This is a genomic window from Lelliottia sp. 7254-16 (assembly GCF_002922995.1).
In the GTDB taxonomy this organism is placed as follows: Bacteria; Pseudomonadota; Gammaproteobacteria; order Enterobacterales; family Enterobacteriaceae; genus Enterobacter; species Enterobacter jeotgali.
The window spans coordinates 41,994-65,399 of sequence record NZ_PQVS01000017.1; the positions used below are offsets into that span (position 1 = coordinate 41,994).

The 23,406-nt window shown below is 56.9% G+C and carries 22 protein-coding genes; 10 read left to right on the forward strand and 12 right to left on the reverse strand.

From position 1 onward, the window contains the following. Window positions 1-61 precede the first annotated feature (61 nt). The 7 genes from C3708_RS19150 to rhaB form a co-directional block, all read right to left on the reverse strand. The gene (locus C3708_RS19150; protein WP_103950002.1) at window positions 62-1,066 is read right to left on the reverse strand and encodes an ABC transporter permease; all 1,005 of its coding nucleotides are present in this window, start codon (window positions 1,064-1,066) and stop codon (window positions 62-64) included. After that, complete coding sequence (locus C3708_RS19155; protein ID WP_103950003.1) at window positions 1,063-2,067, reverse strand: ABC transporter permease; 1,005 nt, start codon at window positions 2,065-2,067, stop codon at window positions 1,063-1,065. Before C3708_RS19155 ends, C3708_RS19150 begins: the two co-directional genes overlap by 4 nt. After that, complete coding sequence (locus C3708_RS19160) at window positions 2,067-3,578, reverse strand: sugar ABC transporter ATP-binding protein (protein WP_103947788.1); 1,512 nt, start codon at window positions 3,576-3,578, stop codon at window positions 2,067-2,069. Before C3708_RS19160 ends, C3708_RS19155 begins: the two co-directional genes overlap by 1 nt. Before the next feature lie 109 nt (window positions 3,579-3,687). Continuing rightward, entirely contained in the window at window positions 3,688-4,674 is a 987-nt protein-coding gene (gene rhaS / locus C3708_RS19165) for a rhamnose ABC transporter substrate-binding protein (protein ID WP_095283999.1), read from the reverse strand. 82 nt (window positions 4,675-4,756) lie between these two features. Then, complete coding sequence (gene rhaD / locus C3708_RS19170) at window positions 4,757-5,587, reverse strand: rhamnulose-1-phosphate aldolase (protein ID WP_095283998.1); 831 nt, start codon at window positions 5,585-5,587, stop codon at window positions 4,757-4,759. Between the two features lie 132 nt (window positions 5,588-5,719). Beyond that, window positions 5,720-6,979: an L-rhamnose isomerase gene (gene rhaA / locus C3708_RS19175; RefSeq protein WP_103947786.1), complete on the reverse strand. Its 1,260-nt coding sequence runs from the start codon at window positions 6,977-6,979 to the stop codon at window positions 5,720-5,722. Next, window positions 6,976-8,445, reverse strand: coding sequence for a rhamnulokinase (rhaB, locus tag C3708_RS19180; protein WP_103950004.1), 1,470 nt, complete (start codon window positions 8,443-8,445; stop codon window positions 6,976-6,978). Before rhaB ends, rhaA begins: the two co-directional genes overlap by 4 nt. 301 nt (window positions 8,446-8,746) lie before the next feature. Between rhaB and rhaS (C3708_RS19185) the strand changes: the two genes are divergently transcribed. Both rhaS (C3708_RS19185) and rhaR read left to right on the forward strand, forming a co-directional pair. Beyond that, window positions 8,747-9,583, forward strand: coding sequence for an HTH-type transcriptional activator RhaS (gene rhaS / locus C3708_RS19185; protein ID WP_103950005.1), 837 nt, complete (start codon window positions 8,747-8,749; stop codon window positions 9,581-9,583). A 72-nt stretch (window positions 9,584-9,655) separates the two neighbouring features. Further along, window positions 9,656-10,504: an HTH-type transcriptional activator RhaR gene (gene rhaR, locus C3708_RS19190; RefSeq protein ID WP_095283991.1), complete on the forward strand. Its 849-nt coding sequence runs from the start codon at window positions 9,656-9,658 to the stop codon at window positions 10,502-10,504. Here the strand turns inward: rhaR and rhaT are convergent, their stop codons facing one another. Next, on the reverse strand, window positions 10,505-11,539 hold the full coding sequence (gene rhaT / locus C3708_RS19195; protein WP_103950006.1) for an L-rhamnose/proton symporter RhaT: 1,035 nt from the start codon (window positions 11,537-11,539) through the stop codon (window positions 10,505-10,507). 289 nt (window positions 11,540-11,828) lie between these two features. Between rhaT and sodA the strand changes: the two genes are divergently transcribed. Both sodA and yiiM read left to right on the forward strand, forming a co-directional pair. Further along, window positions 11,829-12,449, forward strand: a complete 621-nt coding sequence (gene sodA / locus C3708_RS19200; protein WP_063144341.1) for a superoxide dismutase [Mn] — start codon at window positions 11,829-11,831, stop codon at window positions 12,447-12,449. Between the two features lie 74 nt (window positions 12,450-12,523). Then, window positions 12,524-13,198 (forward strand): 6-hydroxyaminopurine reductase, encoded by a 675-nt coding sequence (yiiM, locus tag C3708_RS19205; protein WP_103950007.1) that lies wholly within the window; start codon window positions 12,524-12,526, stop codon window positions 13,196-13,198. A 157-nt stretch (window positions 13,199-13,355) separates the two neighbouring features. Here the strand turns inward: yiiM and cpxA are convergent, their stop codons facing one another. Beyond that, complete coding sequence (cpxA, locus tag C3708_RS19210; RefSeq protein ID WP_095283986.1) at window positions 13,356-14,729, reverse strand: envelope stress sensor histidine kinase CpxA; 1,374 nt, start codon at window positions 14,727-14,729, stop codon at window positions 13,356-13,358. After that, window positions 14,726-15,424, reverse strand: a complete 699-nt coding sequence (gene cpxR / locus C3708_RS19215) for an envelope stress response regulator transcription factor CpxR (protein WP_006179159.1) — start codon at window positions 15,422-15,424, stop codon at window positions 14,726-14,728. The genes cpxA and cpxR overlap by 4 nt, the downstream gene beginning before the upstream one ends. Window positions 15,425-15,574: 150 nt before the next feature. On the opposite strand from cpxR, the gene cpxP reads away from it, so the two are divergent. The 6 genes from cpxP to C3708_RS19250 all read left to right on the forward strand — a co-directional run bounded on the left by cpxP (window position 15,575) and on the right by C3708_RS19250 (window position 21,795). Next, window positions 15,575-16,075, forward strand: a complete 501-nt coding sequence (gene cpxP / locus C3708_RS19220; RefSeq protein ID WP_095284427.1) for a cell-envelope stress modulator CpxP — start codon at window positions 15,575-15,577, stop codon at window positions 16,073-16,075. Window positions 16,076-16,228: 153 nt separating this feature from the next. After that, entirely contained in the window at window positions 16,229-17,134 is a 906-nt protein-coding gene (gene fieF, locus C3708_RS19230; protein WP_095283982.1) for a CDF family cation-efflux transporter FieF, read from the forward strand. Between the two features lie 171 nt (window positions 17,135-17,305). Continuing rightward, the gene (gene pfkA, locus C3708_RS19235; RefSeq protein WP_095283980.1) at window positions 17,306-18,268 is read left to right on the forward strand and encodes a 6-phosphofructokinase; all 963 of its coding nucleotides are present in this window, start codon (window positions 17,306-17,308) and stop codon (window positions 18,266-18,268) included. 311 nt (window positions 18,269-18,579) lie between these two features. Further along, window positions 18,580-19,569, forward strand: coding sequence for a sulfate ABC transporter substrate-binding protein (locus C3708_RS19240; protein ID WP_095283979.1), 990 nt, complete (start codon window positions 18,580-18,582; stop codon window positions 19,567-19,569). Between the two features lie 104 nt (window positions 19,570-19,673). Further along, a complete protein-coding gene (locus C3708_RS19245) occupies window positions 19,674-20,417 on the forward strand; it encodes a CDP-diacylglycerol diphosphatase (RefSeq protein ID WP_103950008.1) in 744 nt (247 codons plus the stop codon). Between the two features lie 73 nt (window positions 20,418-20,490). After that, complete coding sequence (locus C3708_RS19250) at window positions 20,491-21,795, forward strand: SLC13 family permease (RefSeq protein ID WP_095283976.1); 1,305 nt, start codon at window positions 20,491-20,493, stop codon at window positions 21,793-21,795. 140 nt (window positions 21,796-21,935) lie between these two features. On the opposite strand, the gene tpiA is transcribed toward C3708_RS19250, so the two are convergent. Both tpiA and C3708_RS19260 read right to left on the reverse strand, forming a co-directional pair. Next, entirely contained in the window at window positions 21,936-22,703 is a 768-nt protein-coding gene (gene tpiA, locus C3708_RS19255) for a triose-phosphate isomerase (protein WP_095283972.1), read from the reverse strand. Window positions 22,704-22,814: 111 nt separating this feature from the next. Next, window positions 22,815-23,405, reverse strand: a complete 591-nt coding sequence (locus tag C3708_RS19260; RefSeq protein ID WP_103950009.1) for a DUF1454 family protein — start codon at window positions 23,403-23,405, stop codon at window positions 22,815-22,817. Window position 23,406 lies beyond the last annotated feature (1 nt).

Genomic DNA, 23,406 nt, shown 5'->3' on the forward strand with positions numbered 1-23,406 from the left:
GGGGGGAAAGGCCGCACCGAGCAGTCCCCTCTCCCTGTGGGAGAGGGTTAGGGTGAGGGCATCAAATCCGTCTTCGCTGCAAAACCCGGCGGGTGATAATCGGCAGCGAAATCACCACAATCAGCATCGCGCCGATGATCACCGACATTACAATGCCGGGCACGTTGAGCAGGCTCAGGCCAAAGGTCACCAGCCCCATCAGGAAGGCGGCGATAATCACGCCCACCATGCTGCCGGACCCGCCGAGAATATTGACGCCGCCGAGCACCGCCATCGTCACCACCGCCAGCTCCCAGCCCATCGCAATGGTCGGGCGCGTGCTGCCGAGGCGTGAGGTGAGCAGCACCGAGGCCAGGCCCGACATCAGCCCGACCAGCGCAAACAGCAGCAGGTTGTGACGCTTCACGTTAATGCCCGAATACCACGCCCCGGTTGGGTTATTGCCGATGGCGTAAGTCCGGCGGCCAAAGTTGGTGCGATGCAGCACAAAGGCAAACACCGCCGCCAGGACGATAAACAGCGCGAACTCAAACGATAGCGCGCCCCACACGTAACCCTGCCCGAACCAGGCGAAGCTCTCTGGCCAGGTGTTCAGCGCCTGATCGCCGAGCAAAATGTAGGTAATGCCGCGATACAGACTCATGGTGCCGATGGTCACCACGATCGACGACAGGTTAAAGCGCGTCACCAGAAAGCCGTTGAACAGCCCGCACAGCAGCCCGACGCCTAGTCCCACGCCGACCAGCAGCGGCGTATCCACCCCCGCCGCCGCGCAAAAGCCCATCGCCGTGGAGCTGAGCGCGATGGTCGACGCCACCGACAGGTCGATCTCGCGGGCGATAATCAGCATCGCCATCGGCAGCACGATGATCGCCTTTTCGGTGAAGTTGAAGGTGGCATCCGACAGGTTCCAGATATCGAGGAAATATGGCGAAGCCATCGCATTGACGATAAACACCGCCAGCGTCACCGCCAGCAGGAAGCCCTCCCAGCATAGCAGGCGCTGGAAAATGCCCGTCGGGGCGGGACGATTGTTGATCTCTTCGGTAGTCATCATTTTGCTCATGAGTTCACCGCCTGTTTCTGCTGCTGCCGCGCGGCATCGCGCAGAATTAACCGCCCTTTGCGTTTGTTGCCGCGCTCATTGAGCAACACCGCAATCACGATCACCGTTCCGGAAATTGCCATCTGCCAGAACGGCGAAACGCCGATCACCGGCAGTGCGTTGTTGATAACGCCAAGGAACAGTGCGCCAAACAGACAGCCCAACACCCGGCCCGTACCGCCCATCGTGCTGATGCCGCCGATCACGCACGCGGCAACGACCTGCAATTCAAAACCGTTGGCGACATCGACGTAGGCCACGGCGAAGCGAGAAATCCACAAATAGCCGCAAAATCCGGCCAGCGCGCCCGAGAGGCAGAAGCTGACGAACTGCATTTTGCCGGCGTTGATCCCGGTGTAATACGCCGCCGTGGCGTTGCCGCCTGCGGTGTAGAGGGCGCGCCCGGTGCGGCTGTAGCGCAGGAAATAGCCGACCAGCAGCAGAGCGGCAATCGCGCACCAGCTCAAGACCGGCAGGCCGAGCAGGGAGGCGCGCGGTAGAGCAAGGAAATCCACGCCCATCTGGTTGGAGTTCACCCAGCCGCCGCCGGTGAGTAAAAAGATAATTCCGCGATAAATGCTCATGGTGCCGAGCGTCACCACAATCGCCGGGATCCCCAGTTTCCACACCAGCAGGCCGTTGATGGCGCCCATCAGCAGACCGAGCGCGGTCGCCAGAAACAGCAGCGCCCAGACCGGCACGTCGGGATAGTGGAAGTTAATCAGCGCGACAATCATCCCCGTTAGCGCCAGATTGGCCGCCATCGACAGGTCGATGCCTTTGGTCAGCAGGACCATCATCTGGCCCAGCGCGAGAATGATCAGAATCGAGGTGTCGTTAAACATCTCCACCAGATTTCCCGGCGCGATAAACGACGGCACGCGGCTGCCGATGGCGAGTATCATCAGCACGATGACGCCGCCCAGCAGGGCTTCGCGGTGTTTCAGGAGTGACTGGAACATTACGCGGCCTCCTGTTTTGCGCCGCTGGCCGCGCTGACGATGGTTTCCGCCGTCGCGCCGCCAGCCGGGTATTCCGCCACCATCAGCCCCTCGTGCATGACGATGATGCGATCGGCCATGCCCATCACTTCCGGCAGTTCCGATGACACCATGATCACCGCCAGCCCCTGGCCGACCAGTTCGGACATAAACTGATGAACGGCGGCTTTCGAGCCAATATCTATGCCTTTTGTCGGCTCATCGAGGATGATCACCTCAGGATGCGTCGCCAGCCATTTGCCAATAACCACCTTTTGCTGATTACCGCCGGAGAGCGTCTCGACCGGCTGTTTCCAGCTAAAGGCCTTCACCTGCAAGCGTCGGGCGTACTCATCGGCCAGCGCCCATTCGCGATCGTGATTCAACACGCCGCCGGGATTGAGTTTGCTCAGCTGCGGCAGGCTGATGTTCTGCGCAATCGACAGCTCGATAATCGCCCCCTGCTTTTGCCGCTCCTCCGGCACGCAGACAATCCCCGCGCGAATGGCGTCGGCGGGCTGGCGGAAACGTTGCGCGTTGCCGTTCAGCACAATTTCGCCGGAAGAGGGGCGCGTGACGCCGGAAAGCGCCTGCATCAGTTCGGTTCGCCCGGCACCGACCAGCCCGTAAAAGCCGAGAATTTCGCCTTTGCGCAGAGAGAAAGAGATGTGCGCGAACTCGGTGGGATGACAGAGATCTTTCACCTCCAGCACCGTCTCCCCTTTTTCGCACGCCACTTTCGGGAAGGTCTGGGTGATTGCCCGACCCACCATCATTGCCACCATCCGCTCTTCGGTGATGTCGTTGATCGCCCCCGCGCCGACAAATACGCCGTCGCGCAAAATGGTGTAGTGGTCCGCCAGCTCAAAAATCTCGTCGAATTTGTGCGAGATAAACAGGATCGCTTTCCCGTCCTGCTTGAGGCGCTCAACGATCTGATAAAACTCGAGGATTTCGTGCTGCGACAGGGCGGCGGTGGGCTCGTCGAGGATCACCACCTGTGCCTCAAACGACAGGGCGCGGGCAATGGCGACCATATGGCGTTGGGCGATGCTCAGAGTTTTAAGTGTCGCTCGTGGGTCGATTTGCACCTCGAGGCGCGTGAGGATCTCCTGCGCCCGGCGGTGCATCTGGGGCCAGTCGAGCTTTTTGAACAAGCCCTTATGCAGGTACTGGCCGACAAAAATGTTTTCGGTCACCGACAGCTCATCGAACAGCACGGTTTCCTGATGAATCGCGGTTATCCCGACCTTGTGCGCCGATTCCGGCGTCGGGAGATGAATGGGGATCGCTTTATAAAGGATTTCGCCCTCTTCGGGCTGGTAAATCCCGGTCATCACTTTGACCAGCGTCGATTTGCCTGCGCCGTTTTCACCAATAAGGGCGGTAACTTTGCCGGGCCAAAGCTCAAGCTGCACGTTCTCAAGGGCGCGCACACCAGGGAAAATCTTGGTGATGCCCTTGAGCTCCAGCAGCGGGGTGGATGCGGTCATGAGAGTTCTCCGGATAATCCCCTCTCCCCCCGGGAGAGGGTTAGGGTGAGGGGACGTGCGGCCTGATGCCCTCACCCCGGCCCTCTCCCACAGGGAGAGGGAGAAGGGATTAAAAGATTTTCGAGAACTTATCAATATTGCTCGCATCGTAGACGAACGGCTCGGCCATTGCGCCGCTGCCGTCGGCATCAAGCTTCACTTTGCCGAGTTTGCCCATGCTGGCTTCGTCTTTGGTGGCGGTGCCTTTCACCAGGTCGTCGGCTAAGTAAGTGGCGGCGTAGCCCAGATCGATCGGGTTCCAGATAGCGAAGCTTTTGCTCGCCCCGGATTTCACCGCGCCGGCCATTTCAGACGGCAGGCCTAAGCCCGTCACGTACACTTTGCCAATCTTGCCCTGATCCTTCACCGCCTGCGCAGCGGCCACGATCCCGACCGACGACGGGGAGACGATCACTTTTAAATCCGGGTAGGTTTTCAGCAGGCCGACCGCTTCGCGGTAGCTCTTGTCCGACAGATCGTCGCCATAGGCCACGGTCACCAGATTGACGGACGGGTACTGCGGCAGCACCTTTTTCATTTCGGCAATCCAGGTATTCTGGTTGGTGGAGGTCGGGGTGGCGCTCAGAACTGCCACTTCGCCTTTGTCGACGTTCAATGCTTTCAGCGCCTCGGCGGCCAGCTTGACGTTGGTTTCACCGATCAGCGCGTTATTCGATGGATTGAGGTGGATCTGACGCCCGGCTTTCGCCACGCCGGAATCCCAGGAAACGACTTTGATCCCGCGCTGCATCGCTTTTTTCAGCACCGGCACCAGCGCATCGGGATCGTTGGCGGAGATGGCGATCGCATCTACGCCCTGGGCGATCAAACCGTTCAGCACTTCGATCTGCGCTTCGGCGGTGGTGGTGGTCGGGCCGGTATAAATCACTTTCACATCACCCAACTCTTTGGCCGCCTCTTGTGCGCCAACGTTCGCTGCCTCGAAGAATCCATTTCCGAGAGATTTCGCCACCAGGGCGATTTTCACTTCTGCAAGTGCGGAACCGGACAACGCCAGAGCGGCAACGGTGAGGATTAAGCTTGTCTTTATTTTCATTGCTTTGACTCCACTTAGGATGACATGTGTAGGGTTTGCAGGTGTTTTTTCGCCCCGTCTCAATGAGCGGGGCGCGATGTTGTTATTTGTACAGCTCTAACGCCGATTTCAGCGGGGTGACACCGAAGCGTTTACCCAGCGCAATCAGCTCTTCCTGGGTGATGGTCTGCTTCATTCCGCCCATGGAATAGACCTTCACCAGCACTTCAGCCGACTTCTCGGCGGTATCGATCAGGCCGAACGCTTCATCAAGCGTCGGGCCACTGCCGAACACGCCGTGGAATGGCCACAGTACCAGGGAATGTTTTTGCATCTCTTGCGCGGTGGCTTCGCCGATTTCATCGGTGCCAGGCACCATCCACGGCAGAATGCCCACGCCGTCCGGGAACACCACCAGACACTCGGTGCTGCCTTCCCACAGTTTGCGGGTGATGAAGTCGGTGCTGTTTTCCAGCACGTAGGTCAGGGCGATCAGGTTGGTCGCGTGGCAGTGCATGATCACGCGGTCTTTGCCGTCCGTCGCCTTGATGCGCTCGCAATGGGAGAGGAAGTGCGCCGGGAGCTCAGAGGTCGGCACCGCTTCGTTCGTCAGCCCCCAAAGAATGTGGTAGCCCGCGCCGTCGCTGTCCACTTTTACGATGCCTAAATTGGCGGCGGGATCGAGCTGCACGTTACGGAAGAATTTACCGGAACCGGTGACGATAAACGGCGTGTTGGCGAGCAGCGGCATCGGCTGGCTCAGGGCGATATAGCGCGGCTTCTGGTGGAAATCGGCTTCGAACGGTGCGATATCGGCGTCGTTGAGGCGCAGCGTCAGGTTGCCGCCGTTGCGCTCGTCCCAGCCTTTCAGCCAGGCGTCGGTGGTGGCTTTGATCATGCCCTGGACGAACCAGGCGTTGGTGATGGTGTGCATAGTGTTCATGTTCCTGTTAATTCGGCGAGGCCTGATGCCCTCACCCTAACCCTCTCCCACAGGGAGAGGGGACTGTTCGGAGCGCTGGTTTTCTCCCTCTCTCTCAGGGAGAGGGCAGGGGTGAGGGTTGTTTTAGCTACGAGTCGCCAACACCTCTTTCTCATACGCCCGCACGTTGTCCAGCCACTGGCTGCCTGCTGGCGCATCGTTGCGCTGGCAGTACATTTCCCACACGGCCTGCCACGGCAGGGATTTTTGCTCTTCGAGCAGCGCCAGACGCGCGGTGTAGTCGCCTTGCTCTTCGAGCGTACGCAGGGCCGCCGTCGGCTCCAGCAGAGCGCGCAGCAGGGCTTTTTTCATGTTGCGTGTGCCAATCACCCACGCCGCGATGCGGTTGATCGAGGCGTCAAAGAAGTCGAGGCCGATATGCACGCGGTCGAACAGATCGTGGCGAATGATTTCGCTGGCGATGGCCTGGGTTTCGTCATCCAGCAGCACCACGTGGTCGCTGTCCCAGCGCACCGGGCGGCTGACGTGCAGCAGCAGGCGCGGGACGTAAAGAATGGCGGCAGAGATTTTGTCGGAGATAACCTCAGTCGGGTGGAAGTGGCCCGCGTCCAGGCACAGGGCGGTCTGGCGGCTGGTGGCGTAACCCATGTAGAACTCGTTCGAGCCAACGGTATAGCTCTCTGCGCCGATGCCGAACAGTTTGCTTTCCACCGCATCAATGTGATGCGCCGGATTCAGTTTTTCACTGATCACCTCGTCGAGCGCCTCCAGCAAACGCTGGCGCGGAGCCAGACGGTCCACGGTGATGTCTTTCATGCCGTCCGGGATCCAGATGTTCATCACCGATGGCGTGCCGAGCTGTTCACCGAAGTACGCCGACACGCGGCGGCTGGCTTTGACGTGGTCGATCCAGAACTGACGAATTTCGTCGTCGGCGTGGGAGAGGGTAAAACCGTCGGCGCTCAGGGGGTGCGAGAAGCAGGACGGGTTAAAATCCAGCCCCAGTTTGTTGGCTTTGGCCCACTCCACCCAGTTCTTAAAGTGTTCCGGTTTGATTTCGTTACGTGCGACCGGCTCGCTGGCTTCATGATAAATCGCGTGCAGATTCAGGCGCTTTGGACCAGGAATTAAACTCAAGGCCAGTTCCAGATCGGCGCGCAGTTCGGTGGCATTACGCGCTTTACCCGGATAATTGCCGGTCGCCTGAATGCCGCCCGTCAGCGCGCCGCCACTGTTTTCAAAACCCGCGACATCATCGCCTTGCCAGCAGTGCATGGAGACCGGCAGACGGTCGAGCTGACGCAGCGCCTCTTCGACATCCACGCCCACGGCGGCGAAACGCTGTTTAGCCAGTTCCCAGGCTTGTTCAAGTTGAGTGGTCATGCGCAAAGCTCCTTTGTCAGTCGTTTTTGCAGAAACTGTGCCTGATAGCGGGCAATTTCATGGCAGGGATTAGGGGTAAAAGTGGTGAGCGGGTAGTTGTGGGTCACAACCGCCCGGAAATCGTCAACGTTGGATAGCTCGTCCAGGGTCATCAGCTGAATGCCGATATTGCCCAGCGTCGAGGCCTCCACAGGGCCGGCAACCACAGTGATGCCGCAAGCGTCGGCGCAAAGCTGGTTCAGCAGCTGGTTCTGACAGCCGCCGCCAACGATGTGCAGCTGGCTAAATGGCTTACCGCACAGCGTCGCCAGCTCGTTCAGAACATCGGCGTAAAGCAGGGCGAGGCTGTCGAAAATGCAGCGTGCCAGCTCTGCCGGAGTTTGCGGAACCGGCTGCGCGCTCTCGCGGCATGCTGTCTGAATTTCAGCGCTCATGTTGTGTGGATTGATAAAGCGGTCGTCGTTCGGGTTGATCACAAAACGGCAGGCTGGCAGTTTTTCCGTGTCGGCAATCAGACGTGCCAGGTCGGTGATGTTCTGCTCTTTCAGCACTCGCTGGAGCAGCCACAGCCCCATGATATTTTTCAGCACCCGGTAGCGGCCTTCCGCACCGCCCTCGTTGGTGATGTTCGCCGCCAGCGATTTTTCACAGGTGTAGGGCGTTTTGCTCTCAAAGCCCATCAGCGACCAGGTGCCGGACGAGAGATACGCCGCGTCTTTGTCGGCCAATGGCGAGGCAATCACCGCGCTGGCAGTATCGTGGCTGGCCACGGCGACAACCGGGATTTCATTCTTCTGCGGGCAAATCCAGTGACCGATCACATTACCGGGATGGGTCGGCGTGCCGAACCAATTGGCGGAGGCGCCTGTCCAGTTGAGCAGGTTTTCGTCCCAGTTATCGGAATTGATGTTCACCAGTTGGGTGGTGGTGGCGTTGGTGTATTCCCAGTTCATTTTCCCGGTCAGGCGGTAGCTGAAGTAATCCGGGATCAGCAGGGCGTGGGCGACGTTCGCCACCAGCTCCGGCTGCTGTTCCACCAGGGCGCGCAGCTGATAGAGAGTATTAAAGGGCAAAAACTGGATGCCGCTGCGCCCGTAGATGTCGGCTTTGCCGAGCTGTTCAATAGCGCGGGCCATCACGCCGTCGGTCCGGCTGTCGCGATAGGCAACGGGCAGGCCGACGCGATCGCCGCTGGCATCCAGCAGGACAAAATCGACGCCCCAGGTATCGATGCCGATGCTGTCGATTAAAATGCCTTCGTCGCAGACCTTGTTCAGCCCGGTGCGGATTTCCGCTTCCAGACTGTCAATATCCCAGGTCTCCACGCCGTCCTGCTTTTGCAGGCAGTTACCGAAGCGATGGATTTCACGAAGCGAAAGTGCACGCTGTGCAGGCACGTAGCTGGCGAGCATTACGCGCCCGCTGGATGCGCCTAAATCGACAGCCACACAATGGCGAGAGGTCATAATTCGGTCCTTCTTGAAGTCATTGCGAAACAGTCTAAGAAAGGGAAGAAAAACGCACCTTCTCGCCACTGACAGGCAAAATCGCGCGCTGGCAAGAAAGCAAAGATGAACGTGAGGAAGTTCACAGTTTCCAGTAATGACGGGGATTTCAGGCCATGTGACCGTTGCCGCATTTCCCGATCTTTCCCGCTGTTTCTTGAAAAACTGACAGGCTTTGCACGGTTTGATGTCGAAAATTGAAGGTGAGAAACCCGGCCCTTAATTACTATTTTGAGAACATTTCTCATTGGTGGTGGCCGTGATGACCGTACTGCACAGCGTGGATTTTTTCCCTTCAGGAAGTTCGCCGGTGGCGATCGAGCCGCGGCTGCCTCAGGCGGCCTTTCCGGAACATCATCATGATTTTCATGAAATTGTGATTGTTGAGCACGGGACGGGCATTCATGTGTTTAACGGCCAGCCCTACACCATCAGCGGTGGAACGGTGTGCTTTGTGCGCGATCACGACCGGCACTTGTACGAACATACGGACAATCTGTGCCTGACCAATGTGCTGTACCGTTCCCCGGATGCGTTCCAGTTTCTCTCCGGGCTGAACCAGCTGCTGCCGCAGGAGCAGGACGGGCACTATCCGTCGCACTGGCGGGTGAATCAGTCGACGCTGCAACAGGTGCGTCAGCTGGTGGGGCAGATGGAAAACGCGGAAGACAATACTGAAACCCATGCGCGCGCCAGCCGTGAACTGTTGTTCATGCAACTGCTGGTCCTGCTGCGCCGCAGCAGCCTGGTGGAAGGGGCGGAAAACAACGACGCGCGCCTCAATTTGCTGATGGCGTGGCTGGAAGATCACTTTGCAGAAGATGTGAGTTGGGAAACGGTGGCGGACAGGTTTTCACTTTCGCTGCGCACCCTGCATCGTCAGCTCAAGCAGCACACGGGCCTGACGCCGCAGCGCTATCTGAACCGGCTGCGTCTGATCAAAGCCCGGCACTTGCTGCGCCACACGGACGGTAGCGTTACGGATATCGCGTATCGCTGTGGATTTGGCGATAGTAACCACTTTTCGACGCTTTTCCGCCGGGAATTTAGCTGGTCGCCGCGCGAAATCCGCCAGGGAAGGGATGCGTCACTTCAGTAACGCGAGGACAATCACCGTTTTTTCGGCGCAAAACAGCTAATAATGTCAGGTTATTAGCTGTTGAGGTGTGTTGTGGGCGCTCCGTTAATCCTTCGCAAAACCGATTTCTTTGCTAACGCCGTGCAGGCCGTGGCGGTGGCCGATCGCTATCCGCAAAACGTCTTTGCCGAGCACACGCACGAGTTTTGCGAACTGGTGTTGGTGTGGCGCGGCAACGGCCTGCATGTGCTTAACGATCGTCCTTACCGCATCACCCGTGGCGATCTGTTTTATATCCGCGCAGAAGACAAACACTCCTATGCCTCGGTCAACGATCTGGTTTTACAGAACGTGATTTATTGTCCGGAGCGGCTGAAACTCAACGTCGACTGGGCGGGGCTGATCCCCGGATTTCGTGAAGCACATTCCGCGCCGCACTGGCGTTTGAGCAGCAACGGCATGACCCAAGTGCGACACGTCATCACCCAGCTTGAACAGGAAAGCCTGAAAGCTGAACCGGGCGCGAATGAGATGGCCGAGTTGCTCTTTGCCCAGCTGGTGATGACTCTCAAGCGCTACCGCTACGCGATTGATAACCCGTCTGCCAATGAGCAGGAAGCGCTGCTCGACAGGCTGATTACCACGCTGGCGGGCAGTCTGAACCGTAGCTTTGTGCTGGAGAAATTTTGCGAGCAGGAACAGTGCAGCGAGCGCGCGTTACGCCAGCAGTTCCGCACCCAGACGGGGATGACGGTGAACCACTATCTGCGCCAGTTGCGGATCTGCCACGCGCAGTATCTGCTGCAACATACGGAGCTGATGGTGAGTGAGGTTTCGACGCGCTGTGGCTTTGAGGACAGTAACTATTTTTCGGTGGTGTTTAATCGCGAGGTAGGGATGACGCCAGTTCAGTGGCGTCATCACAGTCGAAAAGCAGCGTGATTAATTCGCCATGCCAAGTCCGACAATGTTGGCCGCAATAATAATCACTACGCAACCCAGACTCAGCACGCTCACCGGACGCCGTCCGGCGTTGTTCCACTCTTTCAGCACCAGCCCGACAATCCCGCCGCACAGCACGTAGAAGCTCATGTGCAGCATCCAGCTCATATAGTCATACTGCGGTGGAATGCTGGCGTGGCCCCAGGCGTAGAAGAAGAACTGCAAATACCACATCAAGCCGCCGAGTGCCGACAGCAGCACGTTGGTGATGATCAGGTTTTTTGCCAGCGAGAAGTCGGCTTTTACCGACAGATTCTTCACTTTTGCCAGACGAATGAAGCAGAAGCCGAGGTTAACCAGCGCACCGCCTCCCATGATGACTACGTAGCTTGGCAACGCGACGTACAGCGGGTCCACGCCCAGCGCAGCGGCAGCTTCATGCATCGGTTTGGCGGCGTTCATGGCAAATGACATCCCGGCGGAGAAAATACCGCACATCACCGCCAGAATTAGACCTTTCTTCAGATTGAACTCTTCCGCGCGAATCCCCATTTTGCGCTCTTTCAACTGACCGGCGCGGGTGACAATCCCCACGCCGACCACCGCCACCAGCACGCCCAGCAGCGTCATCTGGCCGCCTTTGGTGTTGATCAGTACGTCGAAATTACCGTTCAGAATTGGCGTCATCAGGGTGCCGACAATCAGGGTGATGCCAATCGCAATCCCGATGCCCATCGACATGCCGAGATAGCGCATGGTCAGGCCATAGTTGATATTGCCGATGCCCCACATCGCGCCGAACAGAAACACCGGTAGCAGCGTCGAGGCGCTAAAGGAGGAGAAATATCCCCAGAAATCGGGCAACAGCATGGCGCTGATAGTCCACGGCAGGATCAGCCATGAAACCGTACCGCCGACGGACCACATGGTTTCCCATGACCAATGTTTGACCTTTTTAAACGGGGCATAGAAACAGGCTGCACTGGCTGCGCCTATCAAATGCCAGAAAATACCCATCGTAATCGCATGATTCATTTTTACATCCTCATCGTTTTTATAGGCCGGTGGCTTCCCTCCGACTCCGATGAGTTTAAAAATTAAGCGGCGAGCGAACCTTCAGAAGGTTGCCGTACTTTTCTTGTCTATGGCAATCAGCGCGTTAACCGCGTGAGCAGACTCACAAATTCGCGTTTGCAGCAAAATGAATAACCTTATAAAAACTACGGTATTGATAATCATTTTCAATATCATTTAATTAACTATAATGAACCAACTGCTTACGCGGCATTAACAGCTGTGCCGCCCGACAATAATGGAGAGGATTATGAGTTATACACTGCCATCCCTGCCGTATGCCTATGACGCACTGGAACCGCATTTCGACAAGCAGACGATGGAAATCCATCACACTAAACATCACCAGACTTATGTGAACAACGCGAACGCAGCGCTGGAAAGCCTGCCAGAATTCGCCAGCCTGTCTGCTGAAGAGCTGATCACCAAACTGGATCAACTGCCGGCTGACAAGAAAACCGTTCTGCGTAACAACGCGGGCGGTCACGCTAACCACAGCCTGTTCTGGAAAGGCCTGAAAACCGGCACTACCCTGCAGGGCGATCTGAAAGCCGCTATCGAGCGCGACTTCGGTTCCGTGGACAACTTCAAAGCTGAGTTTGAAAAAGCGGCAGCGACCCGTTTCGGTTCTGGCTGGGCTTGGCTGGTACTGAAAGGTGACAAACTGGCTGTGGTTTCTACCGCAAACCAGGACTCCCCGCTGATGGGTGAAGCAATTTCTGGCGCGTCTGGCTTCCCAATCGTGGGCCTGGACGTGTGGGAACACGCTTACTACCTGAAGTTCCAGAACCGTCGCCCGGACTACATCAAAGCCTTCTGGGATGTCGTCAACTGGGACGAAGCAGCCGCGCGTTTCGCTGCTAAAAAATAAGGTTGCACTAGCGCCTGCGAGAAGCGAGTCTGATGACTCGCTTTTTTTGTATCTGCAGAAAGGAGCCACGATACATGCAGCATCCGGTGAATGTGTTTACAGGCAAGATCAGGGACTACGACGGCAGCCGGCCGAGCGCGATTGCTAAAGTGCAGGTCGACGGCGAACTGACTCTGACCGAGCTCGGGCTGGTGGGGGATGAGCAGGCCGAGAAGAAAATCCACGGCGGGCCGGAGCGCGCGCTGTGCCATTATCCGCGCGAGCACTACTTGCACTGGTCACGGGAATTTCCCGAGCAGGCAGAGCTTTTTGTTGCGCCAGCATTTGGTGAGAATCTGTCGACCGAGGGTCTGACCGAGAAAAACGTCTTTATCGGCGACATTTTTCGCTGGGGCGATACGCTGATTCAAGTCACGCAGCCGCGCTCGCCGTGCTTTAAGCTGAACTACCACTTCGGCATCAGTGATATGTCCGCGCAGCTGCAAACGGCAGGTAAAACCGGCTGGCTGTATCGGGTGATTCTGGCTGGGAAAGTGTCGGCGGATGCGCCACTGGAGCTGGCCTCCAGGCTCAGCGATGTGTCGGTTTACGATGCCTGCGCGATTGCGTGGCATATGCCGTTTGATGATGAGCAGTATCGTCGTTTGTTGTCGGCGGCGGGGTTATCGACCAGCTGGACGAGAACGATGCAGAAGCGCCGCATTAGCATGCAGATCGAGGATAATTCGCGGAGATTGTGGGGGAAATAGGGGTTTCCGTGCGGCCTGTGTTGCCCGGTGGCGCTACGCTTACCGGGCCTACGATTAGGTTTTGTAGGCCGGGTAAGGCGAAGCCGCCACCCGGCACAAAGCCCACACAGAATTCGTAGGCCGGGTAAGGCGTAGCCGCCACCCGGCACCACAGCGACTACGAACGCTTATACAGCGGCAACCACAGCGTTAAGCGCAATCCACCCAGCGGACTGTCGTCGGCTTTCACCCAGCCGCGATGCTGCTGAATGGCGGTCTCGACAATCGCCAGCCCCAGCCCTGTCCCACCGGATTCACGATCGCGCGCTTCATCGGTGCGATAGAACGGGCGGAAAATCTGCTCGCGGTCTTCCGGGCTCACGCCTGGACCGTCATCATCCACGTTGATGGTGATGCCGTCTTTATCGACCGAGAACGCCACCTCAATCTTCGTATGCGAGTACCGCAGGGCGTTACGCACGATATTCTCCAGCGCGCTCTCCAGCGTGTTGGGGTTACCGTACAGCGGCCACGGGCCAGGCGGGAAGTTGACGGTGAAGGATTTCCCCATCTGCTCCGCTTCGAACGCCGCGTTGTCCAGCACCTCATGCCACAGGTGGTTGGCTTTCACCGTTTCGCTCACCAGCGCGTTTTTCTGCTGATTGCGCGACATCACCAGCAGATCGTTGATCATGCTGTCCAGACGATGCGCTTCCATCTCGATACGCTCCAGCTCTTTGCTCTCTCCGCTGCGACGACGCAGTAATGCGGTGCCCAGCTGTAAGCGCGTCAGCGGTGTGCGCAGCTCGTGGGAGATGTCCGACAGCAGGCGTTGCTGGGTGGTCATCATCCGCTCAAGTGCGGTCACCATCTGGTTAAAGCTGGCCCCGGCGGCGAGAAATTCTTGCGGCCCGGCTTCCAGTTCCGGGTGCTGTCGCAGGTTGCCCTGCGCCACTTCATCGGCGGCGTTTTTCAGCTTACGCGCCGGTTTTGCCAGGCTCCACGCCAGCCATAACAGCAGGGGAGAACTCAGCAGCATGGTGACAATCAGCAGCAGCAGCGGTCGGTCAAACAGCAGGTTGATAAAGTCGGTCTGGGAGCTGCTCGCCGGTCGAATCAGATAGAGTTGGTAATTATCTTCCCCATCCTTGATGGAAAATGGCCCTACCATTTCTACCCGACCGTATTTCTTTTTCTGCGGGTGATCGGCGTTATCCGCCTGGCCAATGAAGTTGCGGATGATCTGCATTTCATTGCGTTCCGCACCGATCACGCGGCCTTCGCTGGTGACCAGCAGCAGGCGTTGTCCGGGCGGCGCCCACTTGTCGATAGCGCGAAACAGCCTGCGCCACCACATCAAATCGTTAGGCGGGTCGTTTGCCAGTTCGGCTTCCACGTGTTGCTCGATCATCACGCCCTGACGCTGCTCGCTGTCGAGAAGCTCCGTCATCTGGCGTGAGTCGAGTTTGGGCAACATCAAAACCAGCATTAAAACCAGTGCCAGCGTCAGCCAGAAAATGGCGAAGATGCGGGCGGTTAAACTGCCTATCATGAAGCGGAAACCATCAGATAACCGCGACCACGCAAGGTTTTAAACCACGGGTGACCATCTTTGCGCTCCGGCAGCTTACGACGCAGGTTAGAGATGTGCATGTCGATGGCGCGGTCAAACGGCGTAAGACGCTTGCCGAGCACTTCCTGGCTTAAGTGTTCACGCGATACCACCTGGCCGAGATGCTGCGCCAGCAGATACAGCAGGGTGAACTCGGTGCCGGTCAGCTCCAGCGTCTGGCCGTCGAAGCTCGCTTCCTGACGACCTGGGTTCAGGCTCAGGGAGTCCACTTCCAGGGTCGGAGAGCTGTTGTCGGTATTCTGCTGCTGCTCGCTCCAGTGGGAACGGCGCAGGATCGCGCGAATACGGGCCACCAGTTCACGGTCGTTGAACGGTTTAGGTAAATAGTCATCCGCGCCCAGCTCAAGGCCGAGAACGCGATCCAGTTCGCTGCCGCGCGCGGTCAGCATAATTACAGGCGTCTGGTGTGTCTGGCGTAATTCTTTCAACGTATCAATACCGTTTTTCTTCGGCATCATCACGTCAAGCAAAAGCAAATCGATGCTGTCATCAAGCAGACTTAGCGCTTGTTCCCCGTCGTGGGCAACCAGAACATTAAAGCCTTCCATGTCGAGCAACTCTTTCAAAAGAGAGGTGAGCTCTCGGTCATCATCAACTAACAGGATTTTATTCATTGTTTAAATACCTCCGAGGCAGAAATTACGACATCAAGGCTATCTAATCCATGACTTTACGTTGTTTTACACCCCCTGACGCATGTTTGCAGCCCGAATCGTAAGATGTCTCTCGTTGAATCGCGACACGAAAGATTTTGGGAGCAAGTGATGCGCATAGTTACCGCTGCCGTCATGGCCTCAACACTGGCGTTTAGTGCTCTTAGCCAGGCTGCTGGAGTCATCACCGGCGATAACGGTCCCTCGGTAGAGGGCACTACGCAGCACAGTGGCCAAAGTAATATGTTTGACGGCATAAGTTTAACCGAACATCAGCGTCAACAGATGCGAGATCTGATGCACAGGGCACGACACGATCGGCTCCCTGTTAATGTTAGCGAAATGGAGACAATGCATCGCCTTGTCACCGCAGAAAATTTTGACGAAAGCGCTGTACGCGCTCAGGCAGAAAAGATGGCGCAGGAGCAAGTTGCCCGCCAGGTCGAAATGGCCAGGGTCCGCAACCAAATGTTCCACCTGTTATCGCCCGAGCAGCAAGCGGTTTTGAACGACAAACATCAGCAACGGATGGACCAGTTGCGTGAGGTTGCCCGGATGCAACAAAGCTCTGAGACAAAGTTTTTCAGTAGCAATACCCGTAGTAACCAGTAGACCCTGTTTTCCTTGCCATAGACACCATCCCTGTCTTCCCCCACATGATGTGGGGGTTTTTTTTGCCCTTCATTCAAGTTTGTTAACCGTTTATTCATCCTTTGACTCCTTTTCCATCCGTTATACTAGCGGCATGGCATGACAGGAGTGTTTATGAATCAATCCTATGGCCGGCTGGTGAGCCGTGCCGCAATCGCCGCGACGGTTATGGCGTCGTGTTTGCTGCTAATCAAAATTTTTGCGTGGTGGTATACCGGCTCGGTCAGTATTCTGGCAGCGCTGGTGGACTCGCTGGTGGATATTGCCGCATCCCTCACCAACCTGCTGGTGGTGCGCTATTCGCTGCAACCGGCGGATGAAGAACACACGTTCGGCCACGGCAAAGCGGAATCGCTGGCGGCGCTGGCGCAAAGTATGTTTATTTCCGGTTCGGCGCTGTTCCTGTTTTTGACCGGCATTCAGCATCTGGCGTCACCGACACCGATGAAAGATCCCGGCGTTGGCGTGGTGGTCACCGTTATCGCACTTATTAGCACAATTGTTCTTGTAACGTTCCAGCGCTGGGTGGTTCGCAAAACGCAAAGTCAGGCAGTACGGGCGGATATGCTTCATTATCAGTCTGATGTTATGATGAATGGCGCGATTCTTATTGCGCTCGGACTGGCGTGGTACGGATGGCATCGTGCCGACGCGTTGTTCGCGTTAGGGATTGGGGTTTATATTTTATACAGCGCCTTACGCATGGCGTATGAAGCGGTGCAATCACTTCTGGACCGCGCGCTTCCCGATGCTGAACGAGAAGAAATCTTTGAAATCGTGACCTCCTGGCCCGGCGTCAGCGGTGCTCACGATCTTCGTACGCGGCAGTCAGGGCCGACCCGCTTTATTCAGATTCATTTAGAAATGGAAGACAACTTACCGCTGGTTCAGGCGCATTTAGTGGCTGAACAGGTAGAGCAGGCGATTTTGCGACGTTTCCCTGGTTCAGACGTGATTATTCACCAGGACCCCTGCTCAGTCGTACCCAAGGAAGGCAAAGGACATTTTGAGCTTTCGTAATTCGTTGTAAAAAAGTGAGCCAGGCCAGCATTTTGTGGATAAATTACCGCCATTGGGTCTGACCTGAATCAATTCAGCTGGAAGTGATTGATATACTATTTGGAGTATTGGTCGAATAGATGTCTTCCGGCAACAGATTTCATTTTTGCATTCCTAAGTTCAGAGGTAGTCATGATTAAGAAAATCGGTGTGTTAACAAGCGGCGGTGATGCGCCAGGCATGAACGCCGCCATTCGTGGAGTGGTTCGTGCAGCGTTGACCGAAGGTCTGGAAATTTTTGGCGTGTATGACGGTTACCTGGGTCTGTACGAAGACCGCATGGTTCAACTGGATCGCTACAGCGTATCTGACATGATCAACCGTGGCGGTACCTTCCTCGGTTCCGCACGCTTCCCGGAATTCCGCGAAGAGCACATCCGTCAGGTGGCTATCGAAAACATGAAAAAACGCGGCCTGGACGCGCTGGTGGTTATCGGCGGTGACGGTTCGTATATGGGTGCAAAACGTCTGACTGAAATGGGCTTCCCGTGCATCGGTCTGCCGGGCACCATCGACAACGATATCAAAGGCACCGACTACACCATCGGCTTCTTCACCGCGCTGGGTACCGTTGTTGAAGCGATTGACCGTCTGCGTGACACCTCTTCTTCTCACCAGCGTATCTCCATCGTTGAAGTGATGGGCCGCTACTGTGGTGACCTGACCCTGGCGGCTGCGATTGCGGGCGGCTGCGAGTTCATCGTGGTGCCAGAAGTTGAATTTAGCCGTGAAGATCTGGTTAACGAAATCAAAGCCGGTATCGCGAAAGGCAAGAAACACGCTATCGTCGCTATCACTGAGCACATCTGCGACGTTGACGAACTGGCGAAATACATCGAGACCGAAACCAAACGCGAAACCCGCGCCACGGTTCTGGGCCACATTCAGCGTGGCGGCTCTCCGGGTCCTTACGACCGCATTCTGGCTTCCCGTATGGGCGCTTACGCGATCGATCTGCTGCTGCAAGGCCACGGCGGTCGTTGCGTGGGTATTCAGAACGAGAAACTGGTTCACCATGACATCATCGACGCGATTGAAAGCATGAAGCGTCCGTTCAAAGGTGACTGGCTGGACTGCGCGAAAAAGCTGTACTAATTAGCTCTCGCGAACATCGTAGGCCCGGTAAGCGTCAGCGCCACCGGGCAAAAAAGGCGGATGGCGCTGCGCTTATCCGCCCTACGAAACACCGGGGTTCAATGCGGCCTGATGCCCTCACCCCAACCCTCTCCCACGGGGAGAGGGAGCCAACACTAAAAACGGTAACCTTTGGGTTACCGTTTTGCTTTTACCTCCGCTGAACATTTTTTATTCCACTCCGTTATAGCCAATCTTTTTTTATTCTTTAATCATTGGTTCGCTTTCTGGCACGCTGCATTCATCAAACACAACATAATGAGAGTTGGAAGATGAATAAATGGGGCGTGGGGTTAACGTTATTGCTGGCATCAAGCAGCGTTCTGGCGAAGGATATCCAGCTACTGAACGTGTCGTACGATCCGACGCGTGAGCTTTACGATCAATACAACAAAGCCTTTGCGGCCCACTACAAACAAGAAACCGGCGATAACGTGGTGATTCGCCAGTCGCACGGTGGCTCGGGCAAACAAGCGACGTCTGTCATCAACGGCATCGAAGCCGACGTGGTCACGCTGGCGCTGGCCTATGACGTGGACGCCATTGCGGAACGTGGTCGTATTGATAAGAACTGGATTAAACGCCTGCCGGACAACTCTGCGCCGTACACCTCGACTATCGTCTTCCTGGTGCGTAAAGGCAACCCGAAACAGATTCATGACTGGAACGACCTGATTAAACCGGGCGTGTCGGTCATCACCCCGAACCCGAAAAGCTCCGGCGGCGCACGCTGGAACTACCTGGCGGCGTGGGGCTACGCCCTGCATCACAACAACGGCGACCAGGCCAAAGCGCAGGAGTTCGTCAAATCCCTGTTTAAAAACGTTGAAGTGCTGGACTCCGGCGCACGTGGCGCAACCAATACCTTCGTCGAACGCGGTATCGGTGATGTGCTGATTGCATGGGAAAACGAAGCGCTGCTGGCGACCAACGAACTGGGCAAAGACAAGTTTGAAATCGTGACGCCAAGCGAATCGATTCTGGCGGAACCGACCGTTTCCATCGTCGACAAAGTGGTCGAGAAGAAAGACACCAAAGCGGTGGCAGAAGCCTACCTGAAATATCTCTACTCGCCGGAAGGCCAGGAGATCGCCGCGAAGAACTTCTACCGTCCGCGTGATGCGGCTGTGGCGAAAAAATACGACGGCGAGTTCCCGAAACTGAAGCTGTTTACCATCGACGAGGAGTTTGGCGGCTGGGCGAAAGCGCAGAAAGAGCACTTCTCTAACGGCGGTACCTTCGACCAGATCAGCAAACGCTAATCAACGCATGACACGGTGGCCCGGCGCGAGAAATCCGCCGGGCTTTTTTATTTGTCATGATTTTGCGTTACTCTTTCGCCTCTTACGAAAACAGGGAACGCGTTATGAAGAAGATCATTGCCCTCATTGCGGCTGTCGTTGTCCTCGCCGCTGGCGGCTGGCTGTGGATGAAGACCGGCAATCCGGACGCGTTGCGCCATATCGTTCTCGACCAGTGTCTGCCGAATCAGCTGAACAACCGCCAGCCCGCGCCGTGCGCGCAGGTCAAACCGGATGCCGGGTATGTGGTGTTTAAAGACCGCAATGGCCCGCTGCAGTATCTCCTGATGCCTACGTACCGCATCAACGGCACCGAAAGCCCGTTGCTCACTGAACCGCAAACACCTAACTTTTTCTGGCTGGCGTGGCAGTCGCGCAATTTTATGAGCATGAAGCGCGGCGCGGATGTGCCTGACAGCGCGGTCTCCTTGACCATCAACTCCCCGACCGGGCGCACGCAAAATCACTTCCATATCCACATCTCCTGCCTGCGCGCCGACGTGCGGGAAAAGCTGGATGCGAATCAGGGGCAGATCAGCACCCAGTGGCTGCCGTTCCCCGGCGGGCTGGAAGGGCATGAATATCTGGCGCGACGAGTGACGGAAAACGAGCTGGTGCAGCGCAGTCCGTTTATGATGCTGGCGGATGAACTGCCGGAAGCGCGCGAGCACATGGGCCGCTTTGCGCTGGCGATGGCCCAGCAGTCCGACGGTTCTTTTGTGCTGCTGGCGACGGAGCGCAATCTGCTGCTGCTTAACCGCGCCTCCGCTGAGGAATTGCAGGATCATCAATGCCGTATCCTCCAGTAACCCCACTATAAATCGCGTTTACTCGCGCTGCCTGTCGCCGTAGACTTGCTGAAAAAATCTACAGGAGACAGGTATGTCGCTCTGGTTTACCCACCCTCTGTTCCTGCCCTCGGTTATCGTTGGCGTCACCATCGTGCTGTGGGCGACCTCGCTCCTGCCGGAATTTATCACCGCGCTGCTGTTCTTCACGGCGGCGATGACCGCCAAAATCGCGCCGCCAGATGTGATTTTTGGCGGCTTTGCTTCCTCGGCGTTTTGGCTGGTGTTCAGCGGATTCGTGCTCGGCGTGGCGATCCGCAAAACGGGTCTGGCGGACAGGGCCGCGCGGGCACTCTCAGCGAAGCTTACCGATTCTTGGCCGCTGATGGTGGCAAGCGTGGTACTGCTGAGTTATGCCCTGGCGTTTGTGATGCCGTCGAACATGGGACGCATCGCGCTACTGATGCCAATTGTGGCGGCGATGGCGAAACGGGCCAACATCGCGGACGGCTCGCGGGCGTGGTATGGCCTGGCGCTGGCCGTTGGGTTCGGCACTTTCCAGCTCTCTGCGACCATCCTGCCCGCTAACGTCCCGAACCTGGTGATGAGCGGCGCGGCGGAAGGCTCTTACGGCATCCACCTGAATTACGTGCCGTATCTGCTGCTGCACACGCCGGTGCTCGGCATTCTCAAAGGCCTGATTCTGATTGGTCTGATCTGCTGGCTGTTTCCGGGGGCGCCGAAACCCGCGCGAGATCTCGCTCCCGCAGAGCCGATGGGGCGCGACGAAAAGCGTCTGGCATGGCTGCTGGCGGTGGTGCTGGTGATGTGGGTGACGGAGAGCTGGCACGGCGTTGGTCCGGCCTGGACGGGGCTGGCGGCGTCGGTGATCGTGATGCTGCCGCGCATTGGCTTTATCACCGGCGAGGAGTTTTCGGCGGGGGTGAATATGCGCACCTGTATCTACGTAGCGGGGATTTTGGGGCTGGCGATCACGGTGACGCAAACGGGTATCGGCAGTGCCGTCGGTGAAGCGCTATTGCGCCTGATGCCGCTTGATGCGGATAAACCGTTCACCAGTTTCCTCGCCCTGACCGGCATCACCACGGCGCTCAATTTTATTATGACCGCCAACGGCGTACCCGCGCTGTACACCACCCTTGCGCAAAGTTTCTCGGATGCAACCGGTTTTCCGCTGCTGTCGGTGATTATGATTCAGGTGCTGGGATATTCCACGCCGCTGCTGCCGTATCAGGCGTCGCCGATTGTGGTGGCGATGGGGCTCGGTAAAGTGCCTGCGAGAGCGGGAATGCTGCTGTGTCTGGCGCTGGCGGTGGCGACGTATGTGGTGCTGTTGCCGCTGGATTATCTGTGGTTTAGCGTGTTGGGACGGCTGTAAAAAAAGCCCGGTGGCGGTTTCGCCTTACCGGGCCTACGATTCAGTGCGGTCTGATGCCCTCACCCTAACCCCCTCCCTGTGGGAGAGGGAATTCAATCACCCTCTCCTTGTGGGAGAGGGCCGGGGTGAGGGGAAACCAATTACGCCTGTTTAGCTGCTTCTGCTGCTTTAACGATTACCGCGAAAGCGTCTGCTTTCAGGGATGCGCCGCCAACCAGCGCGCCGTCGATGTCCGGCTGGGTGAACAGCTCAGCTGCGTTCGCTGCGTTAACGGAACCGCCGTACTGGATGATCACTTGCTCAGCCACTTTCGCGTCGGCTTTAGCAATGTGGTCACGGATAAATTTGTGAACAGCCTGTGCCTGCGCTGGAGTCGCAGATTTGCCGGTACCGATCGCCCAAACTGGCTCATAAGCGATAACCACGCCTTCGAACGCCGCTGCGCCCTGAGTTTTCAGCACAGCGTCGATCTGACGTGCACACACTTCTTCGGTTTTGCCTGCTTCGTTTTCTGCTTCGGTTTCACCGATGCACAGAACTGGAGTCAGACCCTGCTCTTTCAGCACAGCGAATTTCTTGGCGATGAATTCGTCGGATTCTTTGTGGTAAGTACGACGCTCAGAGTGACCGATGATGATGTACTGTGCGCCGATGTCTTTCAGCATTTCTGCTGAGGTTTCACCGGTGAATGCGCCAGACAGGTTAACGTCAACGTTCTGCGCGCCCAGCACGATGTGGCTGCCGTCAGCGGCGTGTTTAGCCAGATCCAGATAGATGTCTGGTGGAGCGATCGCTACCGCACAGCCGGTCACGCCAGCCAGCTCTGTACGCAGGTTGGCAATCAGCTCGTTTACCATGTGGCGGCTGCCGTTCAGTTTCCAGTTACCCATCACTAAAGGATGTCGCATTTCAATTCTCCACGCTCAATAAGCGAATTAAGGATTATGGCCGCCCGTGAGAGCAGCATGGTCTGTGAATCAGTATAGAGATTTTCCCTCGAAAGGCTTTGCTTTTTGTCATTAATTCGCCCCTCCGAGTGCGTCAGATAGTGCCAGCTTAATCGGTTCAACAGCGAAGGTCAGTCCCTTTTCGCCGTTATCTGCGACAACATAGCGAATCGCGCCTTCCGTTTCGGCGTAGTAACGCTTGTTTTTGCCGCTGGTCAGCAATTTTTGCAGCTTTTGCTGGCTCTGGGCTTTGGTCAGAACCGGGGTGAACGCACGCAGAATGGCGCTCATGTACTCCAGCGCTTTGGCTTTCGCGGCTTTTTGCTCCGGGCCTTGGATCGGCAGCCAGGTGATTTGCATGCTTTTGATTTTCAGCGTGCCGCGCTCCAGCGCCGTGGAGGCGTAGAGATTTTCGTTAATTTTGCTGGCGGCACGCGTCAGCGTTGGCGTATCGCGCGCACTGTCGATAGCACGAAATTCACCGAGAGGGAGCTTCGGATTGTCGTGGTTAAACGTTTCGCGAAACTGGCTGATCGACTGATCAAAAGATGGCGCACCCTGTAAAAGATAGGGCGCGGTCGCGGGCGCGTCGACGGCGAACAGGGAAAAGCTGGCGCTCAGCAAAGTAAAACAGAGCAAAAAAGGGTGAGCCCAACGTTTCATG

Coding starts and splice junctions, on each gene's coding strand:
- sodA (WP_063144341.1), top strand. CDS start 11,829: ATGAGTTATACACTGCCATCCCTGCCGTATGCCTATGACGCACTGGAA.
- C3708_RS19150 (WP_103950002.1), bottom strand. CDS start 1,066: ATGAGCAAAATGATGACTACCGAAGAGATCAACAATCGTCCCGCCCCG.
- C3708_RS19160 (WP_103947788.1), bottom strand. CDS start 3,578: ATGACCGCATCCACCCCGCTGCTGGAGCTCAAGGGCATCACCAAGATT.
- yiiM (WP_103950007.1), top strand. CDS start 12,524: ATGCAGCATCCGGTGAATGTGTTTACAGGCAAGATCAGGGACTACGAC.
- rhaS (WP_103950005.1), top strand. CDS start 8,747: ATGACCGTACTGCACAGCGTGGATTTTTTCCCTTCAGGAAGTTCGCCG.
- C3708_RS19250 (WP_095283976.1), top strand. CDS start 20,491: ATGTCGCTCTGGTTTACCCACCCTCTGTTCCTGCCCTCGGTTATCGTT.
- cpxA (WP_095283986.1), bottom strand. CDS start 14,729: ATGATAGGCAGTTTAACCGCCCGCATCTTCGCCATTTTCTGGCTGACG.
- C3708_RS19155 (WP_103950003.1), bottom strand. CDS start 2,067: ATGTTCCAGTCACTCCTGAAACACCGCGAAGCCCTGCTGGGCGGCGTC.
- tpiA (WP_095283972.1), bottom strand. CDS start 22,703: ATGCGACATCCTTTAGTGATGGGTAACTGGAAACTGAACGGCAGCCGC.
- C3708_RS19240 (WP_095283979.1), top strand. CDS start 18,580: ATGAATAAATGGGGCGTGGGGTTAACGTTATTGCTGGCATCAAGCAGC.
- cpxP (WP_095284427.1), top strand. CDS start 15,575: ATGCGCATAGTTACCGCTGCCGTCATGGCCTCAACACTGGCGTTTAGT.
- C3708_RS19245 (WP_103950008.1), top strand. CDS start 19,674: ATGAAGAAGATCATTGCCCTCATTGCGGCTGTCGTTGTCCTCGCCGCT.
- rhaT (WP_103950006.1), bottom strand. CDS start 11,539: ATGAATCATGCGATTACGATGGGTATTTTCTGGCATTTGATAGGCGCA.
- fieF (WP_095283982.1), top strand. CDS start 16,229: ATGAATCAATCCTATGGCCGGCTGGTGAGCCGTGCCGCAATCGCCGCG.
- cpxR (WP_006179159.1), bottom strand. CDS start 15,424: ATGAATAAAATCCTGTTAGTTGATGATGACCGAGAGCTCACCTCTCTT.
- C3708_RS19260 (WP_103950009.1), bottom strand. CDS start 23,405: ATGAAACGTTGGGCTCACCCTTTTTTGCTCTGTTTTACTTTGCTGAGC.
- rhaB (WP_103950004.1), bottom strand. CDS start 8,445: ATGACCTCTCGCCATTGTGTGGCTGTCGATTTAGGCGCATCCAGCGGG.
- rhaA (WP_103947786.1), bottom strand. CDS start 6,979: ATGACCACTCAACTTGAACAAGCCTGGGAACTGGCTAAACAGCGTTTC.
- rhaD (WP_095283998.1), bottom strand. CDS start 5,587: ATGCACACCATCACCAACGCCTGGTTCGTCCAGGGCATGATCAAAGCC.
- pfkA (WP_095283980.1), top strand. CDS start 17,306: ATGATTAAGAAAATCGGTGTGTTAACAAGCGGCGGTGATGCGCCAGGC.
- rhaS (WP_095283999.1), bottom strand. CDS start 4,674: ATGAAAATAAAGACAAGCTTAATCCTCACCGTTGCCGCTCTGGCGTTG.